Source organism: Providencia sp. 2023EL-00965, assembly GCF_033550225.1.
In the GTDB taxonomy this organism is placed as follows: Bacteria; Pseudomonadota; Gammaproteobacteria; order Enterobacterales; family Enterobacteriaceae; genus Providencia; species Providencia manganoxydans.
Window position 1 is genome coordinate 591836 of sequence record NZ_JAWUEH010000001.1, and the last position, 13612, is coordinate 605447.

At 35.5% G+C, this 13612-nt stretch carries 17 protein-coding genes; 6 read left to right on the forward strand and 11 right to left on the reverse strand.

Annotated elements, in window-relative coordinates; all coding sequences use genetic code 11:
* Positions 1 to 3: 3 nt before the first annotated feature.
* Positions 4 to 1734 (reverse strand): hypothetical protein, encoded by a 1731-nt coding sequence (locus SC428_RS02735; protein WP_318705772.1) that lies wholly within the window; start codon positions 1732 to 1734, stop codon positions 4 to 6.
* Between the two features lie 59 nt (positions 1735 to 1793).
* The gene (locus SC428_RS02740; RefSeq protein WP_318705773.1) at positions 1794 to 2879 is read right to left on the reverse strand and encodes a DUF4297 domain-containing protein; all 1086 of its coding nucleotides are present in this window, start codon (positions 2877 to 2879) and stop codon (positions 1794 to 1796) included.
* A gap of 971 nt (positions 2880 to 3850) precedes the next feature.
* On the opposite strand from SC428_RS02740, the gene SC428_RS02745 reads away from it, so the two are divergent.
* Together SC428_RS02745 and SC428_RS02750 are read left to right on the forward strand one after the other, a co-directional pair.
* Complete coding sequence (locus tag SC428_RS02745; RefSeq protein WP_318705774.1) at positions 3851 to 4381, forward strand: hypothetical protein; 531 nt, start codon at positions 3851 to 3853, stop codon at positions 4379 to 4381.
* 223 nt (positions 4382 to 4604) lie between these two features.
* On the forward strand, positions 4605 to 5102 hold the full coding sequence (locus SC428_RS02750) for a hypothetical protein (protein WP_196552367.1): 498 nt from the start codon (positions 4605 to 4607) through the stop codon (positions 5100 to 5102).
* A 37-nt stretch (positions 5103 to 5139) separates the two neighbouring features.
* Here SC428_RS02750 and SC428_RS02755 read toward each other — a convergent pair whose 3' ends face one another.
* From SC428_RS02755 to SC428_RS02765, 3 genes are all read right to left on the reverse strand, one after another.
* Complete coding sequence (locus SC428_RS02755; protein ID WP_318705775.1) at positions 5140 to 6825, reverse strand: DUF927 domain-containing protein; 1686 nt, start codon at positions 6823 to 6825, stop codon at positions 5140 to 5142.
* Positions 6826 to 6918: 93 nt separating this feature from the next.
* Positions 6919 to 7758: a hypothetical protein gene (locus tag SC428_RS02760; protein WP_318705776.1), complete on the reverse strand. Its 840-nt coding sequence runs from the start codon at positions 7756 to 7758 to the stop codon at positions 6919 to 6921.
* A gap of 10 nt (positions 7759 to 7768) precedes the next feature.
* Positions 7769 to 7957, reverse strand: coding sequence for a helix-turn-helix transcriptional regulator (locus SC428_RS02765; RefSeq protein ID WP_104873447.1), 189 nt, complete (start codon positions 7955 to 7957; stop codon positions 7769 to 7771).
* Between the two features lie 233 nt (positions 7958 to 8190).
* On the opposite strand from SC428_RS02765, the gene SC428_RS02770 reads away from it, so the two are divergent.
* A complete protein-coding gene (locus tag SC428_RS02770; RefSeq protein WP_318705777.1) occupies positions 8191 to 8769 on the forward strand; it encodes a hypothetical protein in 579 nt (192 codons plus the stop codon).
* A gap of 36 nt (positions 8770 to 8805) precedes the next feature.
* Here the strand turns inward: SC428_RS02770 and SC428_RS02775 are convergent, their stop codons facing one another.
* From SC428_RS02775 to SC428_RS02795, 5 genes are all read right to left on the reverse strand, one after another.
* Positions 8806 to 9321 carry a hypothetical protein gene (locus SC428_RS02775; protein WP_196993161.1) on the reverse strand — a complete coding sequence of 172 codons (516 nt, stop codon included), beginning with the start codon at positions 9319 to 9321 and terminating at the stop codon, positions 8806 to 8808.
* A gap of 70 nt (positions 9322 to 9391) precedes the next feature.
* Positions 9392 to 9826: a DUF2787 family protein gene (locus tag SC428_RS02780; protein WP_318705778.1), complete on the reverse strand. Its 435-nt coding sequence runs from the start codon at positions 9824 to 9826 to the stop codon at positions 9392 to 9394.
* Between the two features lie 282 nt (positions 9827 to 10108).
* A complete protein-coding gene (locus SC428_RS02785; protein WP_318705779.1) occupies positions 10109 to 10426 on the reverse strand; it encodes a hypothetical protein in 318 nt (105 codons plus the stop codon).
* 9 nt (positions 10427 to 10435) lie between these two features.
* Positions 10436 to 10786: a hypothetical protein gene (locus SC428_RS02790; RefSeq protein WP_318578264.1), complete on the reverse strand. Its 351-nt coding sequence runs from the start codon at positions 10784 to 10786 to the stop codon at positions 10436 to 10438.
* Positions 10787 to 10883: 97 nt separating this feature from the next.
* Positions 10884 to 11168, reverse strand: a complete 285-nt coding sequence (locus SC428_RS02795) for a helix-turn-helix transcriptional regulator (protein ID WP_318705780.1) — start codon at positions 11166 to 11168, stop codon at positions 10884 to 10886.
* Positions 11169 to 11305: 137 nt separating this feature from the next.
* On the opposite strand from SC428_RS02795, the gene SC428_RS02800 reads away from it, so the two are divergent.
* From SC428_RS02800 to SC428_RS02810, 3 genes are all read left to right on the forward strand, one after another.
* On the forward strand, positions 11306 to 11722 hold the full coding sequence (locus tag SC428_RS02800) for a hypothetical protein (RefSeq protein ID WP_318705781.1): 417 nt from the start codon (positions 11306 to 11308) through the stop codon (positions 11720 to 11722).
* Positions 11723 to 11783: 61 nt separating this feature from the next.
* Positions 11784 to 12581: a DNA translocase FtsK gene (locus SC428_RS02805; RefSeq protein WP_318705782.1), complete on the forward strand. Its 798-nt coding sequence runs from the start codon at positions 11784 to 11786 to the stop codon at positions 12579 to 12581.
* 70 nt (positions 12582 to 12651) lie between these two features.
* The gene (locus SC428_RS02810) at positions 12652 to 13023 is read left to right on the forward strand and encodes a hypothetical protein (RefSeq protein ID WP_318705783.1); all 372 of its coding nucleotides are present in this window, start codon (positions 12652 to 12654) and stop codon (positions 13021 to 13023) included.
* 219 nt (positions 13024 to 13242) lie between these two features.
* Here SC428_RS02810 and SC428_RS02815 read toward each other — a convergent pair.
* Positions 13243 to 13612: ATP-binding protein (locus SC428_RS02815; RefSeq protein ID WP_318705784.1), on the reverse strand; the 370-nt coding region annotated here is incomplete at its 5' end.

Here is a 13612-nt window from a genome sequence, read left to right on the forward strand (position 1 = left end):
TTCTCATTGCTCTACAACTATTTTCTGAATAGATTTATATTCAGCTCTCAAAGAGTCATACTGTGATGAATTTAAAAGTTTATTTGAATCAAGCACTATAATATTAGCATCATTCTTGAATTCATTTAGTGCATCATTTTCCATTGCACATAGTATTATCTGATAATCCAAAGGAACACTACTCATTAATTTTTTAATGACTACCTCATAGCGGTGCCCTGCCTGTTCTTGTTGATTAGGAGTATCAATAACAAATGGAGGCACTATGCATGTTTTAGTCTCATGTATTTGTTGCAGTATAGAGAATTGATAAGCTAGTAATCCTCTAGCTGCTTCAGCTGCGCCACCACCTAGCAATTGTTTATAATCTGTTGGAGATTTTACTTTACTAAGATTTACTCCTGTTGATCCCAATGCTTCAATATTATCCAACAGCTTGAACATAAAAGAAGAATTCAATTCTTCCTTATCGCTAGCTGATAAAAGCTTTTTCTGATCTTTTTTTAATTCTTTTATAGAACCATTGGCTCTACTAATTTTAAGGTCTTCGTTATCAATTTTAACTTGAATATTTCTTGAAACATTTTCAGTAGATATCGCATCTATAACTTTCGTAATAATTTCGTTTTCACAATGATTACCATCACTGCCATCATTGATGTATTTCTTATTTATTCTCTCAATTTCATTTGTGGCAAATTGAACATTTTCATTTAATTCAGCTAATGAAAATTTAAGTTCTACTATTTTAGATGCGATAGAGCTTGCTTCATCAAGCAATAAATTTTTTTCTGAAAGAAGCAATGCTCTACTAGGAAGCGAATTATCATGAAAAGTACCACATAATGGGCACTCTAAAGTGTCAGTCGGTATAGACTCTACAGCAAATTTATAATCCTCTTCTAGTTCATTTGCTGAATTAGAAGCCAGCTCATATTGCCTTTCTAGATCATAAATATTTGAGAGAAGTGTTGCCTGAGCATCATACAACCTTGTTTGATAACTTATCAATCCTTGTAGCTCAGTGTTAATTTCATCCTGAATTCGGTTGAACTTCTCATTATCTAAAGCTACCGATAAGTCATCTGGATTATCGACAATTACTTCAACTGCGTTTTTAAATCTCTCTATTTTTGTTGATGACTCTTTTTTGATTTCACCGTACTCATAAATATTTTCTTCAATGTCAAAATGTTCTGGCTTCAGATAACCAGTGAAATATTTGATTAACGGATTTTTCCATTTAGCATATTGCCCTAAGGATTCAAATGAATTCCATGGCGAACTCCAACTTTTTACTTGATCAATATAAAATGGTAAGAAATAGTATGCTGGTGGAGGTGTTTCTAAACTACCATCACTACGATTAGGAAGTTTCATTTTAAAACTAACGAGGTCTGATAAATCTTTTGAATAGTCTCCAGTTATATGCGAATATTTTTTCGCTTTACCGCCAACCTCACCCAAAATTATTGAATGACTTCCCCTACAAGAAAAATATTGTTTATTATTTATAGTAAAATATAAGATCGATTTAATATCATTTGATTTCCACTCTTCGTCAATTGTAGGTTCACACCCTAAAGACCACAGTAAACTTTTAGCTAAAGTAGATTTCCCTATACTATTATCTACTCCTGTAATTAGATTCAATCTCTTGGGAAACACGAATTGATTCGCAAGTCTTTTCGAATCTGATATCAGAACCAACCGTTGAAATGTCAAGCTTTTCATTTTTCTTATTCCTTAGATTTCGAACTAATAATTTATAGTGTTCCTTTTTTCTTTCTATATTATTCATGCATCACCTTTAAAAAAAAGTAAATTATCTCGCAAAGTATATCATCATATTCAATAATCTGACTTTCAATATTTAGTTCTTTGGCTTTTACTATGACCGATTCTATATAATCTTTAGTTTCTGAAAAATCATCCTCAGAAACAAGATTAAAAGCATTCTGTACTATTCTCATTATATTTAGATCAAAGGCCGAAATATATCCAACTCGACGTAAAAAAAGCTGTTTTATTTTTTTATTCATTTTTAGATAGATTAATGAATTCCATTTCATATCATTTTTAGCTAAGTACTCAAAATTTTTCTCGAAATCTTCAAATTTAGGGCTTGTGGTGTTCACAGCTATAACATCCTTTACCTTATGCGATGTAAGCGACTTATCCTCTACCATTTTTTCCCAAACAGTAAAATCATAAGTATTTTGCCCTTTACGATGAATCTCATCGATGATAGCTCTATATATATTGACGGCATTGCAATGACTATTAGGAAATATTTCATTTACTAATTCAGCAAATTTACCAATGACAAATTCTTCTTGATTTTCTAGCTTTATTTTTGGAACAATAAATTTTAAGTTTTCCGGTAAGATATCTATTCCAAGTTCATCCTTTAACTTCCCAGTTAACCCTGATAAACAATCTACGCTCAGATCACCTGACGTTATAATATCTAGCTTCAACTTGTTATCTTTTTGATCAAAAGAGAAACCACTCGAGGATACAAGCCCTATTTCTGTAATACGAGTTTCATAATCAGTACCTATGCAAGATCTTAATAATTTTCCCAAAATAGAACTCTTGTTCTCTTTAGCTCCTTGTTTTCTCTTGGTTAAAGCGTCTAATGTAAATGATTTTCCAGTATTCTTCACTTGGTAGAATTCAAATTTTGCTAAACGCCCATCCAATGAATCAGCAATAACAACATCCTCATGATATTCTATTAATAGTGCGTAGTCAGAACCAGATTGGTGCTTTTCAATAATTCGGCATAAAGCCCAGTGATATTGGAAATCATATTTTCCGAATGTGGTTGATCCTGAAGTTTCTCTTTGAGCATGACCTAAGATATTCTGTTCCATTAATAACCCCATTCTTTACAACTACGACTCTAGTTGCCATTAGCTTTCCTTATTAATTTAATTTAAGATACCTCCAAAGTCTATCAAATCATTTGATAAGTCAACTCAAATTCATCCTCCAGAAATCAACTTCCATGTCAATAGGTAACTAACGCTCATGTTTCCGCACTATCTCCAAATATGGATGTTGCCAATCACCATCAGACAACTCATGCAAACTCATAAATCCATCATGTTCTAGCGCACAAATACCGCTGTGCAAGCTTACATAATCACAGATTTCACAGCCCTCTAATCCTTGAATCATGTGAGCAAGTAACGATCAAAACAATTACTTTATAGTCTTTAGTATATTAAATAGGCTAACATAGCTATACACAGTTAAACTTTTCACGAAAAAATTTGAATGAATTATCACCTCCTGCACTGTAACTTCATTTATTTTAACTCCATGTCTAACCAGTGACATAATCACAAAATCAGCCAATCACTTTTTTTTAACCCATATTATTTTTATACATTAAGTGTCATAGCTATCTTGAGTAGTGTTGTACACACATTTTCAGCAACTAGACGAGTTAATGCATCTACAGGTAGGTTAGAGCTATCCTTTGAAGGATTCTTCTAAAAAGCTCATGCACATTCATCATATAGCTATTCTATTTTTAGTACTTCAGAATAACCAAATAAAGTGATTGGTAGCAATAAAGCTTGTGAAAGTAATATCTATGAAATTATGAAAGGCCATCTGATTTTTGGGTATAGTTTCATAAATCCATAGCCTACTTATTCAAATAAATTGTTGATAGTTAAAAGTATAAAGTAGGCTATATATGATATTCCAATATCGAAGACTTCATCATCAAGCCATACCACCTCTAAATTTTGACTAATATTGATGTATATCTTATTGAAATGTCCTGTTTTATACTGCTTCCCCCATAAATAATGTAATTTGAATTGAGGAAAAAATGGATAAAGTTAGCTATTTGATTAACATTCTGGAAAAAGCAATTCCAAATTTGAATACCCAAATACTCAGTAATAATTTACCTGAGACAGAAAACCAAGATGATGTACTGGATTGGTTATATCAATCGCTTTCATCCCAGAGGTTAATGGATTATGTTGAATGGAAAGAATACTTTGGCGAGTACCCTGATATCGGCCTGCTGGATACGCTGTCTTTAACTGAATCACCGAATGATTTCATATTGGAAGAACTCAGTGAAGTAGACTGGAATACAGTCAGCGTTGATCCTTATATGCTTCCTTACGAACTGCCTTATTTGGAGCACCTCAATGCCTTTTTGACCAAAGAAGGATTAAGATTAGTTGATTTAGCTAATTTCGAAAATGTGTATATTCTCTGTGTCAGAGACAACGAAGAGCTTATTAATAAGCTCAATGAGGCATTGAATGCCTTTGATATGGGGATCAATGAGCGACCTCCGATGAATAGAGAACAAGCAGAAAGTTACATTCGTTCTCTTCTTGTATAATAAAACCATGCCTTATTGGTCTTGTAATGCAAAGAATATAATTTAAGATCCTGCGCTCTTTGCGTTTAAATACCACGATTGCAATGGTCATTTTACTTAAAGTAGATAGCAAATGTTTATTTATGTTGATAGCCAGCGATAATATGCAAACATCGATATGAATTGTTGCCATTAAAATCATACTTAAATTAATCTACGAAAACCAAACTGATAAGAGGGTCACATGGGTGTTTATCTTTGTTATATAATCCCGAAAGATATCACGTACACACCATCAGTAGATGAAGTCAATAGAATTGATAAGCTTTTGGAAAAATATGATATCTCTCAAGGCCATTTTGAGCACAACTATTACAAACGGATACGACCTATAATCAATCCATACGGTGTCAGTGATGTCATTTGTCCTCGCTGTAGTGGAATAATATCACAAGATTGGGTCTATGATATTATTGGCGAAATATACGATAACACGGACAGTGATAATGAAGGCATAGACTTAAGCGATTTAACAAAGATGCGACATGCGCCTTGCTGTCATAACGATATCTCATTAATTGATATTGATTATGGAAACGCTTTGCGCTTTTGTACTTATAATGCAGAATGCGATGAAACTTATTATCTGCCGCCATTAAATAACGATTTACTCAAAAAGATAAATGAGCATTCCGTCGAATACATAGGATTTCCTGCTGAATTTTTTCATGCCAAACTGTGACAAATACAAATAAGGCGGTCAATTGACCGCCTTAGCATTAGTTAATATCTTTTAACTTACCCAGAATAAAGCAGTAACGGCGTCCCACTACTTTATTTTGATAACGAATAGGTACTGTACTGAATTTCTTACCGCTATCAGCGAGCAGTATCCCCGCTTTTGTTAATGTCGATAATGCGTACTTGCGTTGTTTTATCTGCTTCAAATGGCGATGAATCATATCCTTTTTAACTGCTATCACTTCAATGCCTTTCACTAAAGAAATCACTGCATCTGCTTCTTCGATTTGTTCCACAGAATAACCTTTACTATTGATTAAATTCATGGGTTGATTCGATAAAATTGTGTTAATCTCCTTGAGTAAATCATCATTCGGCACGAGACCACACTTATTCACTCCGTTAATTGAATCGTTATAACATTTGAGGATCCCCTTAACGATAACTGGCTTTTTAAACGTAGAGGGTAAAATACCATATTTAATCGCAAGACAACCCGCAGCATAAGCAACAGCGAAGCGTTTAGCGGTTCTTAATTGGATCCCCGAGCGATAATTAACCCCTGTTATTTGCAGAAAGTACTCAATGTTTTTTTCGATATTAGCCTTGAGGCTTTCTTCATTTTCTTGTAAATCATCAATTAAACATTTCAAAAATTTAGGTTTTGCTGAACCATAATAAAGATGGCTGACCTGCTTAATTTTATCGACCAGTTTATTGGCAGATTTCATATTCGGTGGTAGATTTTCAAATACACCAAGGTCACATCCCGCATCAGCTGGCACATCAATCATACGCACACCTTCCCCATCAAGGCGCTCGATATTCCCTTGTTCAGCTAATTGTTGAAGGCTCACCTCGCCTGTACTGAAAATACTTTCACGCCATTCCGCTACCTGATTTTCATACAGAGCTGAACGTGTTTTGCCTTTACCACCAGAGATAGTATAAACACGGTTTTGCATTGTTTTTGCGGCAACGATAGTGTCTTTATCAAGCAATTTGGACTCATCAAGTACTAAAAAACTATCATTATGTGCAACTGCAATTTCTTCTAAGCCTTTATCCGTGTTATTCCACATGACAATCACATACTGCGGATCACCAGCCAACGAGGCAATTATATAGCCGCAAGACGTTTTTCCATAACTGCTTGTTCCCCATAGATGGAACCCTCCGCCCTCCATTCCAAGAAGGTGCAAAATAAATCCAGAAAAACCACAACACATCGCCAATAAAATACGAGAACTATATAACGCGTAAGGAGCAACTTCTTTTTTCCATTCTTTCAACGTTCCTTGTTTATCTTCAACAGGTAAGTGTTTTTTTACATCAGGGTGTAAAATGAGGATATCTGCTTTCTTATCCCCTTTTCCAAGAACCTTATCATTGACACATAAATAGCGATGATGATAATAACCAGGCTTGTGACATAACGTAATATATTGTTCAATATCCTGACTTAATTCTTGATGTGCTTTTGTCCAATACTCTTTTGGAACATTGGCAGTATGTCCTATTTTTAAGAGATATTTTTTAGTATCACTCTCTTTCGCCAATATGGCAGATTCAAATAATGTATATATTGACTCTTCACTATTAGGGTATGATAATTTCATAAGGCGGTATGATAATTTTGCACCTTGAGATATTTTAGTTCGTCCTAATAAAGTAACGAATAATTCATACTCATTATTTTTTAATGATTTCTTCTTTAATTTCATAATATTACCTTTAATAAAAACTGAATTTTAGATATAATAACCCGCTCAATTTAATCGAGTGAAAATTTAATTAAACCAACAAAAAAATAAGATTTAATCTTTAATAACTAAATGACTCCCATATTTTTTTACTTTATACATAAACGTTAATTCAGAAATACCTATCTTATCCAACATCAATAATGATTGAATATACTCTTTCTTTTTCAGTCTAAATTTTTTTGTCCTACGCTTTCTTTTCCTTACTTTAAGACCTATTTTGATCGTTTCATCATAGCTTATAGATTCAATTCGCCACCAAATTGATTTAAAATGATAGCTAATTTGTTTTTCTGGTATTTTTAAATTATTAACTAAGATTGGTCGATTAATAATTTTTTGTCTAAATACTGCATTTTGTTGACTTTTCATTTTAATGCGTAATTTATTAATTGCATCGGGTTCATTTGGCACAATAAGGTGAAAATGAGGTAACCATTTTTGAACATCTGTATGAAAATCCATTTCATATCCACCAATAACCATCGTTGAAAAGCCACAGTCGTTTAGCCATCGCCTTAAGCGCCGTTTTAGTTTATTCAAATCAAAGCCCCAAAAATCATCATTACTAATGGCATCTTGATAAAAAATCAACGTGACACTTTTCCACTCGTCCAGATTACTGCATATTGTCATGACCTCTTTAGTCATCTCCAGTCGATGCATTCTTATACACTCAGGACAAGCCGCACTATTACAAGGGTATTCTGGGTGACAATTTTCAAGCTTGTTCATTAATTTCAGACTATTAGATAAATAACGCGTTAGCTTTATTATCCTCAACTCTCGTTCTTGACGTACATCTTTTACTGTTTCAAAGTTCGGTAAGGCCTTAGCGAAAGTTTCGAGCTCATCATCCAATTTACGCAAAGGTATTGGGTGCTTTCGATTCATATTGATCCTACTATTTGCTATATGGACGTTCATTTATCCACTTTTGAACTTCATCTTCACGCCATGCGACAGACCTCGATCCCGTCACTGAAACCTGATTTGGAAAACACTTTTTCGAAATTAGACGATAAAGTGTTGCTCTGCTGATAGCACAACGCCTCAACACCTCATTAGCTTTAATCAATTTACGATGTTCCATTACTCCCCCTTTCGTTGATGACACAATCATAGCAAACTCCAAACACACAGAATTTGAGAGAAGCGGCTCCCAAAATTTACTTTATTACTCTGACTTTCCATTTAAAATAGGAGTTATAAAAAGTAAGGATCCGCTTCTCTTAAACTAACGATAAAAGCCCCCTTACCGGTCAAAAAACAACCAATTCTTTGCGGTTGAAATGTTTGATAAATGAGCGAAAATAAGGAAATTCAGTGAAAAACAACGAAAAAACCAATAATAAAATCGATAAGACTGAGATTGAAGATAAAAACGAGATAAAGCGTCGAGCTGATGCAGAAAATAAAGCTAAATTAGCGAAAAGATACGCTGAAGCAGGATTTAAGCGGGCTAAGATCTACTTAGGGAAGGACACTTATAAAAAATTAGAAGAAATTTATAAGATTCAGCAAAAAAATGATCTCAATTTTGCAGGGCGTAAAGAGATTGATTCAGTAAGCCGAGTAATAACTTATTGTATTAATACTGCTTATAACAATATGATCAAAACAAAGAATGAACCGCATATTTTACCTGCTGTAAAACCTTATAGCCAACAACTCTATGATCTATACCAAGTAGCTCAATTTTTAAAAGAGAATGGTGATAGCCCCACAGATATTCTTGAAAAAATGCGGAATAAACACTATCCAACACCTAATAGCCTAATTAAAGGCGGTGAAAGATATAAACAGGCACCATGGACGTTGGAAGAGGTTGTGGACTTATTAGATATTCAGGCTCTGAATCACGATATCGAATACCTTAATAAACTTAGCAATCGTAAAAAATGATCTTTTATTCGCATTATACCATCCCCATCAGTTTAATTATTTTAAATCAATAAAATAAACAGATTCACTATACAACCGCCGTACCTTGTTACCTCGTAAACCATAACAGGTGCGGCTCACTTTCTCTTGCTGGTGGCTATCAAAGAAATAGAGATATTCACTGTCCATACGTTCCACCAGCGACCAATGCCACTGATCACCCAGAAGAATAAGCCGACGTGACGTTGTATGAGCGCCTAAGAACGCCTGACAAGCAGACAGTATTTTTTGTGTGGTAAGTCCATCTCTGTAACGAAATGGCGTGGTGACGTGTAGAGGGGTTTGTGATGGGTATTTTGAGGTTAGACGCTTAATCAAGTAATCCATTTCAGGAATATCAATACCTTGACTTAAACACTTGTACAGTGACCAATACTCGCTGTATTCACGCAAAAGATAGTTAAATAACGGGCGGGGTTTAATGCGCTCTCCATAGAACCATGTACTCATATTCACCAGACTGTAAATCCCACAGAGGCAATCTAAATCCCCTTGCTTGGACGGTATCAACATCAATTCAAACCTTCTATTGATTGTACTGTACTTTATGGAATAACCAGCGCTGGTATTATTTTTTAATTAATTAGTGGGTTTCCCACTGAATACTGACTTCATAACATTTCATTTTGTGGTATTGAATAAAATTGCGTTGCCACAGTTCAAACATTGCTCCGCCCTCTTCTTCATCAATATCCCCCATCATAAAATGATAAACATAACCTTGCGACCAACAAATATCGAGTTCCTTTTCAAGCTCAGGATAATAGTTCCCCATGAATGAAAAATCAGTCACATAATCAAACTGCCATTGCTCATGGAGCCTCAACAAGCGTATTTCGACAGGATGGAAACCACCTGTTTCAGCACTATACAATGAGTCTCGAAAATTCATTGTAACCGCTCGAACAGTGGTTAAATCAATTGCTGAGTTAATCACTGAATTATTCAGTTCATTTAATAACAATTGGCTAAAAGCTTGGGCGATAGGCAAGCGTAGCCCTGACTGATGAATAGTCATATAAAGTTGCCTTTAAATAAAAAAGTGGGAATAAACTGTTAAGCACAACCCAATCATATTTTGGGTATAGTGCCATACTAATATTTTACCATAAACACTAGCAAAAACAAGTAGTTTATTATTTGTAATCAGATAGTTATGGGATTTAGCCATCATTGCTATTTGGATATACGTACTGTGATTTTTTATTTATGGCGGGGAATATTGATGTGGAAAGTGAATGAAAGAATATAGAAGCATCGAAGGGTAAAATGCCAACCTAATAATAGGCTGGCATAGCAATTAACCGTTGAGTAACGTAACTACAAAACTTTTTTTATCATCCGTAAGTTGCACGGAATAAATTACCGTGACAGAGCCTGCTTTTCCCGTTGCTTCCGCAGCACAAAGATAAATACCTCGATCTGCATTTTGACGTTGCGTTCGCACATTCTCAAGCTGCTCATACATCGCCCAGCCCACATGTTGATTGACGACTTGTAACGCTAATGCCTTTGCGCCATCACTGTTACAATTAACAGCGCTCTCATTACATCCCGTTAAACCAACCATCGCCATTAATACGCTTAATTTCATCCACTGGTTCAGTTTTATTTTCATCGATTCACTTTACCCCAGAAAATTCCCAATTATTGCGAGTATTCCCAATAATAAATTGAGAACAATCACGACCAACGCCACGTAAGACCATGCCCGACGATTCGGTATTTTCACAATAAAGTAAAAACAATAAATGCTCCAAATAATCATCAATGCTTCTATTTGATTAAATACCATCTTTTTAGTGATAAAACATTCAACGATATTTGAGAATAAAACTGGAACAAACCAAAATAACCAAAAGGTCTTTGCTAATCCAAAATCCCCGTTGAACAAACGTTGTTTAAATAAAGTCGGATCATTTAATCCGTTAGCTTCGTTTTCTTCTCGATTTTTTTGCAATTTATCTTTGATAGACATGAGTGTTCCTTCAATTAAATGAATTAAGGTTTTTTCCATGATGTTGGCGCTAGAATGGGTGCAATGCCTTACTGATAGGCAAAGGTAAATATTTAGGCTATTTCAATGACCTTCTATGATTATTAGAAGATGGCTTATTGATGTAACGACTCGGCCATATTGTTTCGGGAGCCGTGCCAATCACATCCGCAATGATCTGTTCAGCTTTTGGGTACGCTCGCTCTAGCGCATTATTTAACGTCCGAGAAGAAAGACCGTGCTCACGAGATAATTGCGCTAGTGTGACCCCTTTTTTATGTAAAGCCGCCACAATATCCGCACGGTGCCAATCCGCAGCGCTTCCTTTTCGGGGCTTTTTTTGAGATGCTACAGGGTTAGACATAGTAATAACTCCACTGTTTAATTCCTCATCTATTAAAAACCAATTAAAGGGAATTATCAATAGATATCTTTATGATTTTAACATCTTTCTAGTGCGGTTATTTTATCCTTTTGATATGTATGGAATTTATAGAAATCATGACTGATAAAAAACAACTAACTGAAATGGATAATGCGCCCAAGCTCTGGTTTACCAGTGGGGAGCTAGCTGCTATAGGAAAAGAAAAAACTGACGATCCAACACGTTATCCTGAATATAAAGATATGGATATCCCGACGACAGCGAAAGGCGTTAGAGTCCGTCTAGAGTCAATCACAGCTCTTCATCCCCACTTTCGCAAGAAGAACCCTAATAAGCGTGGCGATCTCTATCATATTGATGCCTTTAAGGTGATCCTAAACACGGATGAAAAAGAGATCATCAAGCAAAACACGCTATCCGCAGAAAGTGCAGATCTTAACCTTTTACTCGAAATCTATAAATCACTATCAGTTGAGAAAAGGAAAGCGTTATTAAAAAATGCACTCATCATGAAGCAGGAAGAATTAAATTAGTATCTTTTGATATCTTTTGTTATTTTAATAACTGTATTTTCGTCACTGACTCAGAGGCACTATGCAGTTATCTCACCACAACACGCTCGACAGCAGCTATGACCCATTAACAGCTAAAGCTATTGATTACGTCATTCTTATTAACAGGGCGTCACCGAGACGCTTACAGCACCATTTTCGGATAGGTTTTCACCGAGCTGAGCGGATTATTCATCAACTGGAGTATCTAGGGGTGATTACGCCTTTGAATCAATACGATTATCGTGAGGTTCTAGGATATCCGACTCACTACCGCTCTTTCGATACATCAGCCTTTGCAGCACCTATTGAGATAGCACAAACCCCATTATTCACTGAATTACCACTGGATACGCAAACCCTAGAATACCGTTGCTTGATTCAGGCTATCGTCTGGCAACGTATCGTGGTTTGGGTCGAAGAAATCGAGGTTGAAGGCGGGACAAACAATATCTTGAAATCTGTCTCACCGTTTGAATACCTGATTGACACCCACAGCGATGACATTTATCAGGATACGCTACGCAACAACGCCAGTTCTTACCGTTTTCTAGCCACCCTGCGCCCTGAAACCCCATTGGATGTGTTACGACAACATGGACGAATTAGTTATCAGCCGTGCTGGAAGCTACCTCGAATAGCACAAGAAGAGTGGCAAGGTTTGTGGGTACCGAATGAGTCTGGGTGGGAAAGCCTAAGTGAGAAAAATATTCATCAGCCAAGAAGCCTTGGTGAGTGGCCTGACTTGCCCCATAAAAGTATGAAGCCATTGGTGCACGGGCTGCAAGAAGATGGCGGGGATTATTTGCGGTACTTGATTTATTGGAAAATTCAGTTTTAGAATCTTGTAACGGCAAAATATAACAAAATTGGATGAATACCCGAATTTTATATCTAATGAGGATAATACTATGCGTTTTTCTAGGATAAAGGCTGTATGTATTGACAATTCGCCCCAAAGCAATGACATTCTTGTTTTTGATGCACTTTTAAAACAAGATGGATTCATTGAAAAAATGGAGATTTTTGGGTATATTTCTCACGACTATGGTAAATGGCCTATTTATATAAAATACGAAGGAAATAAAGGAAATATATATTGGGGATCAGATCCGGATTCGGAAACATCAGAACTATCAACAACATATATTAATATTTTTAATAAACAAATTCGCTTTGGTGAATATATTACTTATTCAGAGATTGACGATAATAATATACGAAAAGAATATACCTATCGAATAACCGATATTAGAGACTGGAACGAACATTACCGAAATTAATAAAATCAAAAAATTATAATAATGACTGTAAACAGGGGATAGTTTAACAATGACGCACAACATCCCCTGTAACAAAAAAATGAAAGCTAATTATCAATTCAGTATATAGTTCCAAAAATAATCACTCGCCAAAAAATAATCATCATAACGCTGTCAACGATCAACGAAAACTGATCCACTTTTAACTCAAATTCGATCAATCAAAAGTGATCCACTGTTTCATTTAGGTATGGCACCTGAGCGTCGTTTATCTTTCAATCGATAGCTTTCACCACTCAATTGCAATACATGTGAATGGTGGAGTAAACGATCTAACATCGCTGCGGTTAATGTTGCATCATCTGCGAATGCGCTCGGCCATTGTCCAAACGATAAATTACTCGTGAGTATGACGCTACCATACTCATAACGCTTGGCAATAACATTGAAAAATAGATTGGCCTCTTCTCGTCCAAATGGCAGGTAACCTATCTCATCGATAATCAATAACTTCGGTGCCATCACTGAACGTGATAAATAGTGTTTCAGTTTGTTTTGGCGTTTTGCCGTTGAAAGCTGTAACATCAGGTCTGCCGCTGTCGTAAAACGT